Genomic DNA, 18748 nt, shown 5'->3' on the forward strand with positions numbered 1-18748 from the left:
ATGAAAAAGACATTTAAATGGCTTACCTCCACCCCCATCGCTCATCGTGGTTTGCACGACGATACTCATATAATTCCTGAAAATTCTTTATCCGCTTTCGCGAAAGCAATAAAAGAAGCATACCCCATAGAACTGGATGTGCAAATCATAAAGGACGGTACGGTGATTGTTTTTCACGACACCGACCTAAAACGAGCCTGCGATCACCCGAAAAAGACCAAATCGTTACAAAAAGAAGAACTTTCAGCATGTGCCTTATTTAAAACAACACAAACCATCCCTACACTTCAAGAAGTCCTTGATCTTGTCAAAGGGCAAGTCCCTTTACTCATCGAGTTCAAAACAAATAGTCTTTCTAAACAACTCGAGAGAAACACACTTGCATTACTTAAAAACTATCAAGGAGCCATTGCCTTACAATCTTTTAATAGTGCTACCGTAAAATGGCTTCAAAAACAAAACCACCCTTATCCTGTAGGGCAATTAGCAGAACCTTCTCTCGCTGTCAAACCGCTAAATTATATTTTTGATTATTTTCAGCTGAATACATATATGCATCCTGATTTTATCGCGTATGATATCGATGATTTGCCGAATAAAAGAGTGTCTTATTTTAAAGAAAAAGGAATACCAGTACTACTTTGGACGGTAAAAAATCAAATCCAAATGAATACGTACGCTACAATCGCTGATAATGTGATTTTTGAGGGATTTATCCCTCAATTGTAAAAGAGCATTTATGTTTTCTTTTGATTATCGACCTCAAAAAGGTGTCATCATTAATAAGAACCTCCTTCAGAAGCTTGTGCAACCATCACAATAGCTATAATGATGGCAATAGCTGCTAGTACTGCAAAAAAGATTTTCCAAAAAGAGTAAGGTCTACTTCCAGAAACAGCACCTGTCTCTCCATTTACAAAAAAGTTATACTCTTTACCATTATACCTATAGGCACTTACATATACGGGAAGTAAAATATGCTTAAAGGTCTCTTCAGAAAGTTTCATATCAATACTACTCACACGTTGTGTATCACCACCTATGTCTTGCCTACACCAGCGATCTGCGATACGACGCGCCTCTTCTTTGGATTCAAGATGCCCTTGTTTTAAAGGAATCGTATATTTCTCTGTAATGAATCCTCTTAAATAATTACTGTTAAAAGGCTGTAATTTTTTTAAATTCCAACGTGCGATACTCTTAGGAATACGTCCTGCTTTTTGTTGTGAAGCTTTGATAAGCGTATCATCTATAAAACCAGAGACCTTCCCAGATACATACTGCCATCGTGTTTTACGCACACGGCGTGTACGATAATTCCCTTTATTGTCTCTATACGATTGATTCTCGTAATAATACGTGCCTCTTTGCCCTGTATAATCTGCTTTTAACTGTGCGTCAAACGTCCAAAAGGGCAAGTACAAGCCTTTTGTAAACTGGGGGTCTAAAGATGCTTTTTTAAGGTTATTGGGTGCCCACCAAAGTCCATTCACCCATTTTTTAAACGTTTGGAAAGATTGTTTTTGATCTATTTGAAATGGTAATACAGCCCCTGGCAAGATCCAATCTTCTGTATACATATCTTCTACAATCAAAGGCATGCTACAATATACACAATGCAGTGATTTATAATTTTCTTCTATATGCTGATTGGCGCCACAGTTTTTACAGTGCAACATAGAGATTTTCTCACTATGTGACTGTGCGCCCATTTCTTGTAGATAGGGAGATAATTCTAGTTCTTCAAAGCCATTTGGATCTACGGTGATCTCTTCTTTATGACCACAATAGGCACATGTAATAGAGGATGTGCCAGGCTTATATGTAAGCTCTGCGCCACAATTAACACATGATTTTTTGAGTTCTGCTTGTTGTTGTACAGCCGATTCTGATGTTGCCATAAAAGAGAAGAATTGCGCTTTTTTTAAAAAAGCGCAATCTATATAAGTTTACAAATATCTTTTTTATTTAAATACGTTATTGTTGCGGTAAAGGAGGTGGTGTATTTCCTCCCAAGAAGGACTTCAATTCTTCTACTTCTTTAAGTGCTGTCCAATTTCCCATTCCTTGTTTCCAAACGAGGCTATCGCGATTAATCGTTCTACTTGCAAAAAGTGCTTTCAACTGATCAAAAGATACGGGACCTTGTTGTGCTCCATTGGCTGCATAGAAATACTGAACTTGAACCGATAATGGAGGAGGTGACATCGGTGCTTGTGGTTGCATTTGCTGTCCACCCATCTGTGGTGCCATCATTCCACCCATTTGCTGTGCGAGCACAAATCCCATACCCATACCCATGCCTGCGCCTGCAGTACCGCCTTCATTGGCAGCAGCTGCTTCAATGGCTTTGGCTGTTTTAAATTTGGTTAACTTATCTAGATCTAATTTGTCAATACGGCTATATTCAAAAATCTCTTTTTTGAGCTCTTCTGGCATAGAGACATTTTCAATGTAAAAACGCTCTAAGGAAATCCCAACAGAGAGAAATTCTGGTTGCATAACCTCTTGACAGGTTTCAGAAAGCTCTGAAGTGTTGGCTGCATAAAGTTCTATAGGAAGATTGGCTTCTCCTACCGTGTCTGTAAAACGAGTAGCAATGAGACTTTTTAGATGTTCATTAATTTCAAAGTTGGTAAAATTACTATCGGTACCAACAATATCTACAATAAACTTTCCTGGATCAGATACCTTAAAGGCATACGTTCCAAAAGCACGGATTTCTACAAGACCAAAACGCTCGTCACTTAAAGTGATAGGATTTTTGGTTCCCCACTTTTCATCCGTAAAAAGATGCGTATTAACAAAATACACCTCTGCTTTGAAAGGCGAATTAAAGCCATATTTCCATCCTTTTAGTGTGGTGAGGATAGGTAAGTTTTGTGTAGTTAGGTCATACGTTCCTGGTGTAAACACATCAGCAAGTTGTCCTTCATTTATAAAAACAGCGGTTTGTCCTTCACGTACAATAAGTTTTGCCCCGTTTTTTATTTCGTTTTGATACCGTTCAAAACGATACGCAATAGTATCATCTGTATAGTCAAGCCACTCAATGATATCAATAAACTCATTGGTTAGCTTCTCTTTGATCTTATCGAAAATTCCCATAATTGATTAGTTTTTTATTGGTGTTCTAAATCTACAAAATATATCACAAAAAAACGTCCTCTACTCCCCCAAGTATCGGACGTTTTTAATATTCAAATGACTATCTGTGGTGCATCAAGTCTGAATAAGCATATCTATCAAATTCACGTAAAGCTATTCCCCTTTATTAAAATTAAATTGGTACTGAATAGTATTCAATTCCTAAATGATTTTTGACAAACAACATGCATTGAATGTATATAACTCGTGAATAGGATTATACACCTATTATTTTGAATGGTTAATCTTTTACAAATATCCCTTAGCTTTCTTATTGCGGCAAGGGGCAAATACCCCTTTTTTTACCGCTATTTTTCTATATAAGTGCTTTTACCCCTAAAAAAGATCGATTATTGCGTCCTTTCTCTTCTGGATATAACTCCCATACAGGATCACTTTGCCAAAACTCTTTGGTATTTACATCCAATATAGAGATACTCCCCATAAAAGCAGCCCCTGTATCTATATTCCAAACATTTGCTTTTTGTAATGGAACAACAGCTCCTACTCTAGTCACAGGTGTATGTCCAATATAAATCTCTTTAAAAAGCTGCAAACGTCTTGGATATAAATCATCCAAAGGTTCCAAATCTTCTCTCATCGCACAAACCATCTCCCACAATGTTCGATCCCAATAAAAAGCAGTACTATGCCATTCATGACTTGGCCCATTAAGATTTTGAAATCCTGCATGACAAAACATACGGTTTTGATCATCTATATAATAATCTTTAAGCCTTTCATAAAAAGGAAGATGCGCCTCTTTCTCGGTTTGGGACAATAGTGCATAAGCATTCTTTGTACTCTGCCCCCCATGTTGTATCCATTTTGGACTCATCTCTTTCCCCGTTAACCATTGATGTACAAGATCATCATGATTACCGCGTATTAAAGTGACTTGCTGTCTAGCTGACAACTCGGTTAAATAATCAATTACCCCCACACTATCACTCCATCCGTCTACATAATCGCCTAAAAAAATTAAATGATCATCAAACGTGACATCGGCTCTTTTTAACGCCTGTTGAAGTGCAAGCAATCCTCCATGAATATCTCCTATAGCGAGTGTTCTCCTCATATTAATTATATCTTACTTTACGCAAAATGCGCATGGTTTCTTTATATCGATTGTATATATCTCCTTGGTATTTTTTAAGAAATGATTTCACTTCTTCCAACTTATGAATAGCACCTTCAAAACCATTCAAATAACAAATTAAGTATGTATTAGGCAATTCATATAAATCATTGTACTCGCCTTGATTGAGTTCAATTTTACGTTTTAGTTTATAAAAAATAACGTTGTTGTTATTATAAATATGATACAAGGTACGTTTGTCAACCTCTGGTGGATCAAAAATCAACTGGGTATCAATGGTGTAGGTTCCGCTTTCGCGAAAGCGTATAACCACCTCCTCCAAAGGGTAATATTTAAACCGTTCCTGAACGCCAAGATGTACATATTCTAAAATAGAAAACGAATCTTCATCATAGGAAATTGTTACCTCATCTAATGCCGAATAAAACAAGCGAACTTGCTCATTGATAAGCTCAATATCGACTCTTGAGTAATACGTCTCGCCTTTGACTACTTTTTTGTTTCCTGCCCAGCAAAGTACAAACTGTTCTTTAAACACCTTATATTGGCTTTCCATATTACTATGGCGATGGTTTATAAAATCCATCACCCCATCTAACGTTAACTCAATATTATTTTTTGCATGATTCTCTATACTTGCAACAATGGCACTGTTTACATCCTCTACATCCGATTTAAAGACTTTGGGCATTGAGATACTACCATCTCTAAAAAAAACAGTCCCTCCCCAATATTTCCAGATATTCTTTTTTAATGCCGTCAATTTATTTTGTGACCGAATCGTCACAAGACCTACAACCTTGTCTTCTGGCAAGTGAGGAAAAGGAATATTCTCATAAGAGATAATTGGCGGATTTTCCAAATAGGCATTGATGAGATTTTGCAGTTTACTATCATCAAAAAAAGGAACCCCAGAAATAGCATTATCCCCGTCTTCTACCCCAATAACGATAAAAGAATTATTCTTAGGATTGGAGTTTGACAACGCACAAATATGCTTTAAAAATTTTGCCTTCCCTTCTTTGTTACTTATATCAATCTTACGCTTTTTATCATAAAAACTGTTCTCATCATTATGAGCTAGTAAATTTTTGATAAGAAGTCGTTTATTAATCATATTCATTTCCCGCGTAGGCGGGAATCTTTTTATCCCTCTCTAATCCCTCACTGCCCTTTTGGGCATCTCTCCCAAAAGGAGAGAATTATATCATTTTAGGTTTTTATCAAATCACACAAAATAGAGTACTGTTCTAAAATAGCGTATTACGCTATTTTTTAATCCCCCCTTTGGGGGCTAGGGGGCTTACTTTTTATTTATAATCGTACTACTCGCCTGTGCAGTAGACATCACAACGAGGTCGGCGATATTGATATGATACGGTCTTGATACCACAAAATAAATAATATCGGCAATGTCTTGCGGTTGTAACACATCAAATCCTTGATATACTTTATCAGCACGCTCGGTGTCTCCCTTAAAGCGGACTTCGCTAAACTCCGTTGCCACCATCCCTGGATTCACAGCTCCTACTCTAATATTATGCTTATTAAGATCGATGCGCATTCCTTGGTTAATGGCATCTACCGCATGTTTACTTGCACAATACACATTTCCGTTAGGGTATACCTCTTTCCCTGCAGTAGATCCTATATTAATAATATGCCCTTTCTTACGATCTACCATTTGTGGAATAATTGCTTTACTCACATAGAGTAGTCCTTTTACATTAATATCGAGCATAGCATCCCAATCATCGGTACTTCCCGTTTGGATAGGATCTAACCCGTGTGCATTTCCTGCATTATTAATCAAAATATCTATGCGCTTAAACTCCTGAGGTAAGCTGTCAATTGCTACTGCTACTTTTTCTTTATCACGCACATCAAAGGTAAGCGTGTGTACCTTTACATGCTTTTGAAGCGTTTGTTGTAATTCGTCCAAACGTTCTTGCCGCCTCCCACAAAGAATTAAATTGATCCCTTCTTTTGCAAAGCGTTCTGCTGTTGCTTTTCCTATACCACTAGTGGCTCCTGTTATTAATGCGAGCCTCTTAGCCTCCAAAGGGGGAACATCTTGTTTTTCTGTACTATTCTCTTTCATTGTGTATGCCCGCGAAGGCGGGTATCTTTTTATCTATTATACAAATCTCTTTTAAAAAAGTCCCCTTTAGGGATTTAGGGGCCTACGGTACCTTATGCCCTTGGCTTTCTATTAATAAAGCAAACCAATCTTGTAACTCAAGTGTAATACTTGCTGCTTTTACTGCATTGGTAATACGGTCTTTACTCGTCGTTCCAATCACGGGATGCACACCTGCTGGGTGTTGCATAATCCACGCAAGTAACAACTGATCTTCAGTCACATTGTATTTTTCTGTCAATGTACGTAGCAATGCCTTGATTCGCTGGGTTTGAGCCGTATCTTCTCTAAAAACACTTCCCAACGGACTCCAACTCATAGGCGTAATACCATTTGTTTGCATGTGATCTAAACTTCCATCATGCATCGCACTATGTTGCGTAAGGCTAAACTCTATTTGATTCACCAAAATCGGTAATTTTGTAGCGATCAGATCCGATTGAGAAGGCGTAAAATTTGAAACGCCAAAATCTAGAATTTTACCTTGCGCTTTTAACTGCTCAATCGCTTTTTGAACCTCATCTGCTTGCATGAGAGGACTCGGTCTGTGCAATAATAATAGGTCTAAATACTCCGTTTGTAGTAATTGTAAAGACCTTTCGGCACTCCAAATAATATATTTTGCAGTATACTCATAGTGTTTTACATGGTTTTCTGGTCTTGATTTTCCCGTATATTGAATACCGCATTTCGAAATCAATTGAATGGTGGATCGGTCGATGTTCGCTTTCGCGAAAGCGGTTCCAAAATCCCCTTCTGTCGTGTAGTCACCATAAATATCTGCATGGTCAAATGTGGTAATCCCCTGTGAGAGGCAGTGATGCATCAAATCAACCATTTGATTGCTATCAAGTTGTTTTCCCCAAGCACCCCACGTCATACACCCCTGGATAATTTTTGAAAATTTCGTCTTCATTTTTAATTTTGTGTTATCCCTAAAAATAGGGTTTACCAAGATAGGAAAATACGTGCGAAGCCCTTTATTTGATAGATTTTTTAACCAATTGTTAACAAGAAGTTTGGGAATAAAACCGCACTTTGCAGTGTTTTAAAATACCACTAAACATAATTTTAAAGTATGGAAGAAAATATGACAACGATAGATATAAGCGCTATCAATGAAAAGATAGAAAGGGAGAGCGCTTTTATAGATATCTTGACGATGGAGATGAACAAAGTGATTGTGGGTCAAAAGCATATGATAGAACGATTACTTATCGGACTTTTAGGCCAAGGTCACATTTTACTTGAAGGAGTGCCTGGTCTTGCAAAAACACTTGCGATTAATACGCTTGCTCAAGCCGTGCACGGATCTTTCAGCCGTATACAATTTACACCCGATTTACTTCCCGCCGATGTAGTAGGTACTATGATCTACAATATGAAAGTCAATGACTTTAGTATTAAAAAAGGACCCATTTTTGCCAATTTTGTGCTCGCCGATGAGATTAACCGTGCGCCAGCAAAGGTACAATCTGCACTTCTGGAGGCCATGCAAGAAAAGCAAGTAACTATAGGTGATGAGACATTTATACTAGACAAACCATTCCTTGTTATGGCAACTCAAAACCCAGTAGAGCAAGAAGGAACGTACCCATTACCTGAAGCACAAGTAGATCGTTTTATGCTAAAAACGGTCATCGATTATCCAAAAATTCAAGACGAACAGCTGATTATTCGTCAAAACCTAAAGGGTGGTTTTGAAAAAGTAAATCCTGTGGTCTCCGTAGAGCAGATTCTCCGTGCGCAAAACGCGGTGAAAGATGTGTATATGGATGAGAAAATAGAAAAATATATTCTTGATATCATTTTTGCAACACGATACCCAGAAAATTATAAACTGGCAGATTTAAAACCATTGATAAGCTTTGGAGCATCCCCTCGTGGAAGTATCAACCTTGCTATTGCTGCAAAATGTTATGCGTTTATAAAACGTCGTGGGTATGTGATCCCTGAAGATGTAAGAGCCGTTGTACACGATATCCTACGTCACCGTATTGGAATTACCTATGAAGCAGAAGCAGAAAACGTTACATCTGTAGATATCATTAACAAGATTATAAATCAAATCGAAGTACCATAAGCCCCCTAGCCCCCAAAAGGGGAATTCTTACTAGAACGGATACAATGGATAAAAAATCTTTGATTTTGAAAAATAAATAAAACATACAAGTTGCTAGTTCCCCCTTTGGGGGCTAGGGGGCCTATGGATACAAAGGAATTACTCAAAAAGGTACGTAAGATTGAGATCAAGACACGACGATTGTCTGATCATATTTTTGGAGGAGAGTATCACTCTACTTTCAAAGGACGTGGTATGACTTTTAGTGAGGTACGACAATATCAATTTGGAGATGATGTGCGTAATATTGACTGGAATGTAACTGCTCGATATAACGAACCTTTTGTCAAAGTATTTGAAGAAGAACGCGAACTCACCCTCATGCTCATCGCAGATGTAAGTGGGTCTGAGTTTTTTGGTACCGATAAGCAATTTAAAAATGAAATTGTAACAGAGATCGCTGCTACCCTAGCATTTAGTGCTTTGCAGAATAATGATAAAATAGGATTGATCTTATTTACCGATGAGATCGAACTGTATATTCCTCCTAAAAAAGGAAAATCACACGTATTACGCATTATACGAGAGCTTTTAGAGTTTAAACCCTCCTCTAAAAAAACAGATATCGCGCAGGCAATTAAATTTTTAAGTAGTGTGATGAAGAAAAAAGCCATCACTTTTATTCTTTCTGATTTTATTGCAGACGGGTATGAGCAAACGCTCAAAATTGCGAGTAATAAACATGACATCACCGGGATTAGAATCTACGATCAAAGAGAAGAGGTAATCCCAAATGTAGGAATGGTACAAATGGAAGATGAAGAAACAGGCGAATTAATGCTTGTCAATACCTCCTCCAAAAAAGTACGTAAAAACTATGAAATCTTTTACAGAGAATGTGTTGCTTACTACGAAGAATGCTTCAAAAAAAGTGGAGCTGGTGTGATCAACGTTCGCACAGATGAGAGTTACGTAAAAAAATTATTAGGCTATTTTAAACGAAGAGGATAACAAAAAGAGATGATGCATCCCCGTAATACTATAAAAAGAATAAAAAACATAAAACACACCCTAGGTGTGTCTTTCGTATGTATTCTTTTCTCTTTTTTGTCAGTAAACGCTCAAATAGAGCCCACTGTAAAGGCAAAGATAGATACGACAAAAATTCGTTTAGGAGAAGAGATTAAATACACAGTAACTGTAGAAGCAGATCAGCTAGCAACGGTGATTTTCCCAAAAGGACAGACATTTTCTCCCTTAGAAATGATCGAAAGTTACAAAGTGGATACTTCTTTCGCGGAAGCGAAAATGACATTGATCAAGAAGTATGGGCTTACACAGTTTGATAGTGGTTCTTATAAAATCCCGAGACAACGTATCCTTATAGGAGATCGCACCATACAAACCGATTCTTTTCAAGTAGAGGTTGCCAATGTGGTCTTAGATACCGTTAATCAAGGATTGTATGACATTAAACCTGCCATAGAACTTCCTACAGATTACAGTAAATTCTGGAAATATTTACTATGGATCGTTCCTATCTTACTCGCTATTGCCTTATTTTTATATTGGTTGCTACGTAGACATAAAAAACGAGTAGAAGCAGAAAAATACATCCCTCCTTTTGAGCAAGCACTTGCATCTCTTGAGGCGCTGGATAAAACAGATTTTATCGCTTCCGCGAAATACAAAGAATATTACTCTACACTGACCGATACCGTACGTCGTTATTATGATCAGAAAGTATATGATAGAGCATTAGAAAGCACCACAGACGAGCTTATAGAGCGCCTAGAACTAGAAAAAGATAGTGGTCATATTGACTTCAACCCAGAGACCATACAACAACTGAAAGATATTTTCAAACGTGCTGATCTTGTGAAATTTGCACGTATCAATCCTCCTGTTGGAAAAGCGGAAGCAGATAGATTTGCTATTGAGCAAATTGTAAAAGAAACCAAAGAAGTCCTTCCTGAACCTACGGTAGAAGAACTCATGAAGGATCAAGATTACCGAGAAGCCTTAGAACGTAAGCGTACCCGAAAATTATGGCTCACAGGAATTGCAGGTGTTATTGGAATTCTGCTCATTGCACTCATCGCTGGTATTGCTATAAAAGGCTATGATGAAGTAAAAGATTTTGTACTAGGAAATCAGACACGTGAACTCGCCGAAGGAAATTGGATCACGAGTGAATATGGCTTTCCGAGTATGGTGATTAGTACCCCAAAAGCACTGGAGCGAAAAGAGGTTCCTCTTCCTGATAGAATGAAAGGGAAAGTAGAAGCAACTATATTTAGTTGGGAAACTACTCCTCCTGCCATAGCTGTTGCGGTTACACAAATCTCCATGCCTCAAGGAACAGAAATTAATATAGAAGAAATCATTACTTCTCAAATTGCCAAATTAGAAAAGAGAGGGTTTACCCCTGATATCGTAAAACAAGAAGAGTACAAAACACCTAATGGAGCTGAGGGTGTTAAAACCTTTGGTACAGGAAAATTTGTAATTGACAAAGAGAAAAATATCATCATCAACGGGGAATATGCGCTACTTAGCTTTACCGCAGAAAATATCATTCAACAAGTATTAATTACTTGGAACGAAGAAGATCCCTACACTGGAGAAATTGCAGAGCGTATTATCAAGAGTGTTGAACTACAAAAAGCCGAGACCGAATGATGTTTGATGGTATTGAATTTTCTAATCCGCAGTTTTTCTGGTTGTTCTTGACACTACCAATCGCTATAGCATGGTATGTCTGGAAACGTAAAAAACAAACGCCTTCTGTAAAAATATCGAGTGTAAAAGGCTTTAAAACAACCAGCAGTATACTGCCTAAGCTACGTCCGATTTTGTTTTTGTTACGCTTAGTTGCATTGGCAGCACTTATCACAGCGATGGCGCGTCCTCAAACGACAGAAGTGACAACAAAGTCAAAAAGCACTAGAGGAATTGATATTGTAATTGCTATTGACGTTTCTGCAAGTATGCTTGCAAAGGACTTACGCCCTAATCGTTTGGAGGCCTTAAAACTCGTCGCTGCCGATTTTATAAAAGGCAGACCCAACGATCGTATTGGTCTTGTCGAGTATGCAGGAGAAAGCTATACAAAAACACCAATCACGAGTGATAAAAACATTGTATTGAACTCCCTTAATAGCATTCGCTATAACAATATTATTGAAGGAGGTACTGCCATTGGGATGGGGCTATCTACGTCAGTAAACAGACTTAAAGACAGTAAAGCTGTAAGTAAAGTGATTATTTTAATGACAGATGGAGTGAATAATGCAGGATTTATAGATCCAAAAATAGCGAGTGAGCTCGCCTTAGAGTTTGGTATAAAAACCTACACCATAGGCGTAGGAACTAATGGAACGGCACTTTCTCCCGTAGCATTAAATAATAATGGCTCTTTTGTATATGATAATGTCCCTGTAGAAATAGATGAAGATTTATTAAAAGAAATTGCAGAAGTTACTGGAGGAAAATACTTCAGAGCGACAAATAATGAAAAATTAAAAGATATTTATGACGAGATAGATAAACTAGAAAAAACAGAAGTAGAAGAGTTTAAGTACACTAATTATGAAGAAAAATACCGTCCGCTTATCTTACTAGCAGGTATTTTATTGTTACTTGAATTACTCCTTAAGTTTACCGTGTTTAGAAGTTTTGTTTAATTAAAATAAGTCCGCTTTCGGTATAGCCGAAGTTTATACTGAGCTTGCCGAAGTACGAAAGCATATACAACAATGTATCTATTAGAAGAAAAAATATGGTTTTGGTTATTACTGGCAATCCCAGTAATTATCCTATTATTTTTGGGAGTTCTCTTCTGGCAACGTGCTGCGCAAAAACGCTTTGCAGACAGTACACTGCTTAAAAAATTAAGCCCAGAACGCTCTTTGTTTAAACCAGCTCTTAAAATTTTTGTCATTAGCCTTGCTATTTTTTTCTTAGTGATTGCTCTGGTCAATCCTAAAATGGGAACAAAATTAGAAACTGTAAAACGAGAAGGGGTTGATCTTGTTTTTGCGATCGATGTTTCAAAAAGTATGTTGGCAGAAGATATTGCGCCCAATCGCATGGAGAAATCTAAGCAGCTTGTTACTCAAATTATCAATAATTTAGGAAGTGACCGTATAGGAATTATTGCCTATGCAGGCAGTGCCTATCCACAACTGCCCATTACCACTGATTATAGCAGCGCAAAGCTGTTTTTGAGTCAGATGAATACGGATATGCTTTCAAGTCAGGGAACTGCTATTAGAGAAGCCATCGAGCTTGCGAAGACCTATTACAACGACGAAGAACAAACCAACAGGGTTCTTTTTATCATTTCAGATGGAGAAGATCATGTAGGAGAATCATCCAATATTGCGGAGCAAGCTAACCAAGAGGGCATTCGTATTTTTACTATTGGTGTTGGCGAAACTACTGGAGGACCAATCCCTTTAAAACGAAATGGTATTGTACAGTCTTATAAAAAAGATCAAAACGGAGAAACTGTGATCACAAAATTAGATGAGCAGACCTTAAAAGACATTGCTTCTGAAGCGAATGGTGAATACATCTATGGAAAAAATACCGATGAGGTCACCGAAAAAGTAAAAGAAGTCTTAAATGGAATGAATAAAAAAGAGTTTGAAGCCAAACAATTTGCCGACTTCAAAGATCAATTTCAGTGGTTTTTAGGTGCAGGGCTATTGCTTCTTTTTCTAGATATCTTTTTATTAGACCGCAAAACAGGTTGGCTGAAAAAATTAAACTTATTCAATGAAAACTAAAAAGATTGTTATGAAATACCTTCTTTATACATACCTGCTTTGTTTTTCTACGATGGCACTATCACAGCAAAAAAAGCAGGTGCCTATAAATCCGTATGCAGACACGGCTAGAGAACTTGTTTTAGATGGTAATGAGCATCTTTCTGAGAACGCTTTCGCGAAAGCGGAAGTAGCCTACAGAGAAGCTATTTCCCTAGATCCATCTAGTGTTCCCGCAAAATACAATGCAGGAAATAACTACTATATCAATAAAAAGTATGAGGAAAGCACCGCTTCTCTTGTAAAAGCAGCCGATGTAGCACAAACTAAAAAAGAAAAACATAAAGCCTACCATAACTTAGGGAATTCACTGTATCAACAACAAAACTGGGAAGGCGCTGTAGCGGCGTATAAAAATGCGCTACGCAACGATCCAACTGATGAAGAGACACGTTATAATCTCATGCTAGCCAAAAAAGAAAAAGACAAAAACGGTGGCGGCGGTGGCGGTGGCGACGATGAAAACGAAAATCAAGATAAAGATCAGAATCAAGATAAAGATAAAAACGAAAAAGACAAAAACGGAGAAGGAGACGAAAAAGAGAGCGACGACGGCGAAAAGAAAGAGACAGATGATGAAGGAAAAGAAAAAGAAGACAAAGGAGAACAGAAAGAAGATGAAAATGGAAAGCCTGAGGATAAAGAAAAAGAGCAGTCTAGCGATAAAGGAGATGAGAAGAAAGAACAACCAAAACAACAAGCTCCTCAACCTGGACAGTTATCGCCTCAACAAGTACGTAGCCTTCTAGAAGCCATGCGTAATGAAGAGCAAAAAACGCAAGAAAAGATCAATGCCAAGAAGCAAAAAGGCGCAAAAGTAAAAACCGAAAAAGATTGGTAAACCTACTAATATCACTATGAAACTAAAACTGTACATATACGTTCTCATCTTGCTTTCTATAGCAACGGTATCTGCACAGGATGTGTCCTTTAATGCCAAAGTAAACAAGAAAAAACTAGGGGTCAATGAACGATTACGCATCGATTTTGAATTAAATCAAGATGGGGATAATTTTAAAAGACCCGATTTTGAAGGATTTACCATTTACTCAGGACCTAATCAAGCGGTAAGCAGAAGTTGGGTAAACGGAAAAAGCACCTATTCTAAAACATTTAGTTATATACTTGCCCCCACCAAAAGAGGGACATTTACGATTGACCAAGCAGAAATTACCATCAATGGAGAGGTCTATAAATCTCCCCCGATAGAAGTAACCGTTACCGCTGCTGTTGACAAACCAAAAGACGGTAACGATGCAGCCTATATAGCTTCCGAAAAAATTCACCTTGTCGCAGAAGTTTCAAAAAGCAGTCCATACCTTAATGAGGCGTTTACTGTTGTTTATAAACTGTATGTATCTCCAGAAACAAGTGTGAGTAATTGGAGAGAAATAGATTCTCCAAAATTCGCCGACTTCTGGAGTCAGAACATTGACGAGAAGCAATTCAAAGTATACGATAGTGAATACGAGGGGGAACCTTATCGATATGTGATCTTACGACGTACGGTCTTATATCCACAAAAAACTGGAAAACTTAACATTGAACCCCTAAGTCTTAACGTCTCTGTATCGGTACCTACAAACAGACGTGATATTTTTGGCCGATTCTTAACTCAAAACGCCAATATAACCGTTTCTGCAAAAAACAGAACCGTAAATGTAAAACCGCTGCCATTAGATGGAAAACCTGATGACTTCACAGGGGCTGTCGGAGAATTTGACTTTACGGTAAAAACTGATAAAAGATCACTCGATGCCTCTGAAGCATTTCAGATAAGTGTAGAAGCCAATGGAAATGGAAACTTAAAACTTTTTGAACTTCCAAAACCTAATTTGCCAAGTAAGTTAGAAGTCTATGAACCTGAAAATGCAGATAGAGTGCGTACAAATCTAAGCGGAATGAGCGGTCTTAAAAAGAGTACCTATACGGTAGTTCCTTCTTACAAAGGCAAGTACCCTATCCCTCCTTTATCCTTTAGTTACTTTAACCCAAAAACAGAACGGTATGAGCGTAAAACCTCTGATGAAATTGTTATAGAAGTCAACAATGGACCTGTAGATTCAGAACCAGAAAAGACAACAACAACGACTAACGGCATCAACAAACAGCAAGTGGTCGCTGCAGACAAACAATTTGCCTACATAAAAACAACGTCTAACCTCCAGTCTATTGCCAAAAAGAAATTCTTTAAGTCTGAGTTATTTTGGGCATTATTGCTAGGTCCGTTTTTATTGATTCCTGTCGCAATGATTATTCGCAAAAAACGACAAGCCTATACGAGCGATGTACAAGGCAATCGGATACGTAAAGCAGATAAGCTAGCGCGTAAATTTTTAAGCGAAGCCAAGAAAAATCTAGGAAATCAAAAAGCGTTTTATGTGGCTATGGAGCGTGCACTTCACAATTATCTCAAAGCAAAACTCAATATTCAGACTAGTGAAATGAGCAAAGATCGTATTACGAGACTGCTTAAAGAGCGGGACGTAGATGGTGCTAACACTATTGAATTTATAAGTCTATTGGAAAGTTGTGAGTTTGCTAGATATACGCCTTCTAGCAACGTAGCTATGCAACAAGACTACGACAAGGCCGTTCGTGTAATATCAACCATGGATAAACAGTTATAAGATGACAAAAATTTCAAAATTACTCCTTGTTGTCGTTACTTTTCTTTTAAGTTGTACAACCTACGCCCAACAGACAGAGCTTTTATTTAAAGCAGGCAATGAGCATTATGCACAAGGAAGATTTCAAGAAGCTATAGATGCTTATAAAAGAATATTAGATCAAAAAGTAGAATCTGCTTCTCTGTATTTTAATCTTGCTAATGCGCACTATAAACTCAATAATGTAGCCCCTACGGTATACTACTATGAAAAAGCATTGCAACTAGCTCCTTCAGATCCAGATATACGCAATAATGCTGCCTTTGCCGAAAACATGAAGATAGATGCTATAGAACCGCTTCCAAAAAACACTATTCAGGAATGGATAAATACCGTAGTAGGAATTTTTACGGTAGATGGATGGGCAAAAGCTTCTGTGATATGTATGTTTCTTTTTGTCCTTAGTTTTTTAGGATATTATTTTGCGTATAGCACCCTCAGAAAACGCTTATTTTTTATCACATCTATCGTTGTACTAATATTGGGTGTTCTAAGTGTGAGTTTTGCATATACCGCTTTCGCGAAAGCGGAAAAAGACCATCCAGCTATTGTATTTACACCAGAAGTAGAAGTAAAGAGCGAACCTAACCTCTCCAGTACCCTTGCTTTCACATTGCATGAAGGGACAAAAGTATTTGTCCTCGAAGAAGTAAAACAATGGAATAGAATCAAGCTTATAGACGGTAAAACAGGTTGGATCCCAAAAGATGATATTAAATTACTAAATAATTTTTAAAGACGCTTTTACTAGATAATACATTAAAATTAGCTATTTTAGTGTCTTGCGAAGTATTTTCACCATATCACTAGCGTTCATGTTGTCCTTATCTATATTGGGGCCTTCCTTTATGGTGCTTATAAATAAACAAGCAGATATCGAAGTTGCACTGGAACTTGGCGAGGATGAAAACAAAAAAGAATCAAAGAAAGAACTCGATGAAAAAGACACTTTTTTTGAACTATACTCAACACCGGCGATAGCAAAAAAATCGTATTTAAACTTCCAGAATAATCATATAGTACATTTTTACGGAAGTCATATATTAGATGTACAATCTCCTCCTCCAGAACACAGAGCCTAGTGCTTAATTGTACACCTTTGCAGGAAACGAAGTACCAAATTAATTCCTGTGAAAAACTATACGTACCCATTATCTTTCTAAACTAAACAGTTATGCGCCTTGTGCCATAACACTATATTATATTATCATGTTCAAATATTTAAAGAACGATCTACCTGCTAGTATCGTTGTATTTTTTGTAGCACTCCCTTTATGTCTTGGGATTGCTCTTGCCAGTGGCGCCCCTCTTTTTTCAGGACTTATTGCAGGAATTGTAGGAGGTATTGTTGTAGGCGCTTTGAGTGGCTCTCAAATAGGTGTGAGTGGTCCTGCTGCAGGACTTGCAGCTATTGTCCTTACAGCTATTACAGCCTTAGGGGGGTATGAAAACTTTCTTGTTGCTGTTGTCTTAGGCGGGGTTATCCAGTTAGCTTTTGGATTTCTACGATTAGGAATTATAGGCTATTATTTTCCTTCTTCTGTAATTAAAGGAATGCTTACCGGTATTGGAATTATTATCATCCTTAAACAGATTCCTCATTTCTTTGGTTACGATGCAGATCCAGAAGGTGATTTTGCTTTTTTCCAAATAGATGGAGAGAACACCTTTTCAGAAATTATAAATACAGTCAACTTCATAAGTCCAGGAGCTACACTTATTGCTATTATTGGTCTTGGCATCTTGCTTTTATGGAGTAACGTTCTTTCTAAAAAAGGGAAGATTTTTAGTATTATTCAAGGTCCACTTGTTGCCGTAGCGGCAGGGATTATATACTTTTTAGTCACACAAGGCTCAGATCTATTTTCCATCTCTCAAGAGCACTTAGTTTCCGTTCCTATTCCAGATAGTATTGATAGCTTTATGGGGCAATTTTCTTTTCCAAATTTTGGGGTTATCACAAAACCTGAAATATGGGTTACAGGATTTACGATTGCCTTAGTTGCGAGTTTAGAGACGTTACTTTGTGTTGAGGCTACAGATAAATTAGATCCAGAAAAGAGAGTCACTCCTACTAACAGAGAACTTCTTGCTCAAGGTACCGGAAATATTATTTCTGGGTTTATAGGAGGCTTACCTATTACTCAGGTAATTGTGCGTAGTTCTGCTAACATACAATCAGGAGGGAAAACAAAAATGAGTGCTATTGTACATGGATTTTTATTACTTATCTCTGTCATAGCTATTCCTAAAATACTTAACTACATTCCGTTATCAGTATTAGCAGCTATCCTATTTATAGTTGGGTTTAAACTTGCAAAGCCTTCTACATTTAAAGCTATGTGGAACGCTGGATGGAAACAATTTTTACCTTTTATTGTTACCGTATTAGTCATTGTATTCAAAGATTTGTTATGGGGTATTAGTATAGGCCTTGCTGTAGGGATTGTTGTGGTATTGTATAAAAGCTATCAAAATTCACATTTTTTACACAAAGAAGATGTGGATGTTAGTAACGGGAAACAGAAAATGAAAATGACACTTGCAGAGGAAGTGACTTTCTTCAATAAGGGAGCCATATTAAAAGAATTAGATCGACTGCCAGAAAATACATATCTTGAATTAGATGTAAGAAACACTAGATACCTAGATAATGATATTGTAGAAATATTAGAGGATTTTGTTGAGAAAGCAAAAAATCGACATATAGATATCAAACTTATTTCCCAAAGAGGTGTCATAGAAAATCCTGAAAGTTTTATAGAATTTTTTAACTTAAGATCTAAATCAGCATAAAAT

At 37.4% G+C, this 18748-nt stretch carries 17 protein-coding genes; 11 read left to right on the top strand and 6 right to left on the bottom strand.

Annotated elements, in window-relative coordinates:
* Positions 1-729: a glycerophosphodiester phosphodiesterase family protein gene (locus ACFO3O_RS20950; protein WP_379982538.1), complete on the top strand. Its 729-nt coding sequence runs from the start codon at positions 1-3 to the stop codon at positions 727-729.
* 50 nt (positions 730-779) lie between these two features.
* Here the strand turns inward: ACFO3O_RS20950 and ACFO3O_RS20955 are convergent, their stop codons facing one another.
* The 6 genes from ACFO3O_RS20955 to ACFO3O_RS20980 form a co-directional block, all read right to left on the bottom strand.
* Positions 780-1901: a TFIIB-type zinc ribbon-containing protein gene (locus tag ACFO3O_RS20955; RefSeq protein ID WP_379982539.1), complete on the bottom strand. Its 1122-nt coding sequence runs from the start codon at positions 1899-1901 to the stop codon at positions 780-782.
* A gap of 76 nt (positions 1902-1977) precedes the next feature.
* Positions 1978-3108 carry an SPFH domain-containing protein gene (locus ACFO3O_RS20960; protein WP_379982541.1) on the bottom strand — a complete coding sequence of 377 codons (1131 nt, stop codon included), beginning with the start codon at positions 3106-3108 and terminating at the stop codon, positions 1978-1980.
* A 355-nt stretch (positions 3109-3463) separates the two neighbouring features.
* Positions 3464-4225, bottom strand: coding sequence for a metallophosphoesterase (locus tag ACFO3O_RS20965; protein ID WP_379982543.1), 762 nt, complete (start codon positions 4223-4225; stop codon positions 3464-3466).
* Between the two features lies 1 nt (position 4226).
* Positions 4227-5363 (bottom strand): ATP-binding protein, encoded by a 1137-nt coding sequence (locus tag ACFO3O_RS20970; protein WP_379982545.1) that lies wholly within the window; start codon positions 5361-5363, stop codon positions 4227-4229.
* A 186-nt stretch (positions 5364-5549) separates the two neighbouring features.
* A complete protein-coding gene (locus ACFO3O_RS20975; protein ID WP_379982547.1) occupies positions 5550-6347 on the bottom strand; it encodes an SDR family NAD(P)-dependent oxidoreductase in 798 nt (265 codons plus the stop codon).
* Between the two features lie 82 nt (positions 6348-6429).
* Positions 6430-7302 carry an aldo/keto reductase gene (locus ACFO3O_RS20980; RefSeq protein WP_379982549.1) on the bottom strand — a complete coding sequence of 291 codons (873 nt, stop codon included), beginning with the start codon at positions 7300-7302 and terminating at the stop codon, positions 6430-6432.
* 162 nt (positions 7303-7464) lie between these two features.
* Here ACFO3O_RS20980 and ACFO3O_RS20985 point away from each other — a divergent pair, with 162 nt between their 5' ends.
* The 10 genes from ACFO3O_RS20985 (at position 7465) to ACFO3O_RS21030 (ending at position 18745) form a co-directional block, all read left to right on the top strand.
* Complete coding sequence (locus tag ACFO3O_RS20985; protein WP_379982551.1) at positions 7465-8469, top strand: AAA family ATPase; 1005 nt, start codon at positions 7465-7467, stop codon at positions 8467-8469.
* 123 nt (positions 8470-8592) lie between these two features.
* Positions 8593-9459: a DUF58 domain-containing protein gene (locus ACFO3O_RS20990; RefSeq protein WP_379982633.1), complete on the top strand. Its 867-nt coding sequence runs from the start codon at positions 8593-8595 to the stop codon at positions 9457-9459.
* 9 nt (positions 9460-9468) lie between these two features.
* On the top strand, positions 9469-11130 hold the full coding sequence (locus tag ACFO3O_RS20995; protein ID WP_379982553.1) for a hypothetical protein: 1662 nt from the start codon (positions 9469-9471) through the stop codon (positions 11128-11130).
* Positions 11130-12134, top strand: a complete 1005-nt coding sequence (locus ACFO3O_RS21000; RefSeq protein WP_379982635.1) for a vWA domain-containing protein — start codon at positions 11130-11132, stop codon at positions 12132-12134. Before ACFO3O_RS20995 ends, ACFO3O_RS21000 begins: the two co-directional genes overlap by 1 nt.
* 72 nt (positions 12135-12206) lie before the next feature.
* Positions 12207-13241, top strand: coding sequence for a vWA domain-containing protein (locus ACFO3O_RS21005; protein ID WP_379982555.1), 1035 nt, complete (start codon positions 12207-12209; stop codon positions 13239-13241).
* 10 nt (positions 13242-13251) lie between these two features.
* Positions 13252-14121 (top strand): tetratricopeptide repeat protein, encoded by an 870-nt coding sequence (locus ACFO3O_RS21010; protein WP_379982557.1) that lies wholly within the window; start codon positions 13252-13254, stop codon positions 14119-14121.
* Between the two features lie 16 nt (positions 14122-14137).
* Positions 14138-15910 (top strand): BatD family protein, encoded by a 1773-nt coding sequence (locus tag ACFO3O_RS21015; protein ID WP_379982559.1) that lies wholly within the window; start codon positions 14138-14140, stop codon positions 15908-15910.
* A gap of 1 nt (position 15911) precedes the next feature.
* The gene (locus tag ACFO3O_RS21020) at positions 15912-16685 is read left to right on the top strand and encodes a tetratricopeptide repeat protein (protein WP_379982561.1); all 774 of its coding nucleotides are present in this window, start codon (positions 15912-15914) and stop codon (positions 16683-16685) included.
* Positions 16686-16764: 79 nt separating this feature from the next.
* Entirely contained in the window at positions 16765-17031 is a 267-nt protein-coding gene (locus ACFO3O_RS21025) for a hypothetical protein (RefSeq protein ID WP_379982563.1), read from the top strand.
* A gap of 127 nt (positions 17032-17158) precedes the next feature.
* The gene (locus tag ACFO3O_RS21030; protein ID WP_379982565.1) at positions 17159-18745 is read left to right on the top strand and encodes a SulP family inorganic anion transporter; all 1587 of its coding nucleotides are present in this window, start codon (positions 17159-17161) and stop codon (positions 18743-18745) included.
* Positions 18746-18748 lie beyond the last annotated feature (3 nt).

Source organism: Dokdonia ponticola, from assembly GCF_042653865.1.
GTDB lineage: Bacteria > Bacteroidota > Bacteroidia > Flavobacteriales > Flavobacteriaceae > Dokdonia > Dokdonia ponticola.

Excerpts from the sequence above, each read along its gene's own strand:
- ACFO3O_RS20960 (WP_379982541.1), bottom strand. The coding sequence starts at position 3,108 with ATGGGAATTTTCGATAAGATCAAAGAGAAGCTAACCAATGAGTTTATT.
- ACFO3O_RS21000 (WP_379982635.1), top strand. The coding sequence starts at position 11,130 with ATGTTTGATGGTATTGAATTTTCTAATCCGCAGTTTTTCTGGTTGTTC.
- ACFO3O_RS20975 (WP_379982547.1), bottom strand. The coding sequence starts at position 6,347 with ATGAAAGAGAATAGTACAGAAAAACAAGATGTTCCCCCTTTGGAGGCT.
- ACFO3O_RS20980 (WP_379982549.1), bottom strand. The coding sequence starts at position 7,302 with ATGAAGACGAAATTTTCAAAAATTATCCAGGGGTGTATGACGTGGGGT.
- ACFO3O_RS21015 (WP_379982559.1), top strand. The coding sequence starts at position 14,138 with ATGAAACTAAAACTGTACATATACGTTCTCATCTTGCTTTCTATAGCA.
- ACFO3O_RS20990 (WP_379982633.1), top strand. The coding sequence starts at position 8,593 with ATGGATACAAAGGAATTACTCAAAAAGGTACGTAAGATTGAGATCAAG.
- ACFO3O_RS20995 (WP_379982553.1), top strand. The coding sequence starts at position 9,469 with ATGATGCATCCCCGTAATACTATAAAAAGAATAAAAAACATAAAACAC.
- ACFO3O_RS21030 (WP_379982565.1), top strand. The coding sequence starts at position 17,159 with ATGTTCAAATATTTAAAGAACGATCTACCTGCTAGTATCGTTGTATTT.
- ACFO3O_RS21020 (WP_379982561.1), top strand. The coding sequence starts at position 15,912 with ATGACAAAAATTTCAAAATTACTCCTTGTTGTCGTTACTTTTCTTTTA.
- ACFO3O_RS20985 (WP_379982551.1), top strand. The coding sequence starts at position 7,465 with ATGGAAGAAAATATGACAACGATAGATATAAGCGCTATCAATGAAAAG.
- ACFO3O_RS20950 (WP_379982538.1), top strand. The coding sequence starts at position 1 with ATGAAAAAGACATTTAAATGGCTTACCTCCACCCCCATCGCTCATCGT.
- ACFO3O_RS20955 (WP_379982539.1), bottom strand. The coding sequence starts at position 1,901 with ATGGCAACATCAGAATCGGCTGTACAACAACAAGCAGAACTCAAAAAA.
- ACFO3O_RS20965 (WP_379982543.1), bottom strand. The coding sequence starts at position 4,225 with ATGAGGAGAACACTCGCTATAGGAGATATTCATGGAGGATTGCTTGCA.
- ACFO3O_RS21005 (WP_379982555.1), top strand. The coding sequence starts at position 12,207 with ATGTATCTATTAGAAGAAAAAATATGGTTTTGGTTATTACTGGCAATC.
- ACFO3O_RS21025 (WP_379982563.1), top strand. The coding sequence starts at position 16,765 with ATGTTGTCCTTATCTATATTGGGGCCTTCCTTTATGGTGCTTATAAAT.
- ACFO3O_RS20970 (WP_379982545.1), bottom strand. The coding sequence starts at position 5,363 with ATGATTAATAAACGACTTCTTATCAAAAATTTACTAGCTCATAATGAT.
- ACFO3O_RS21010 (WP_379982557.1), top strand. The coding sequence starts at position 13,252 with ATGAAATACCTTCTTTATACATACCTGCTTTGTTTTTCTACGATGGCA.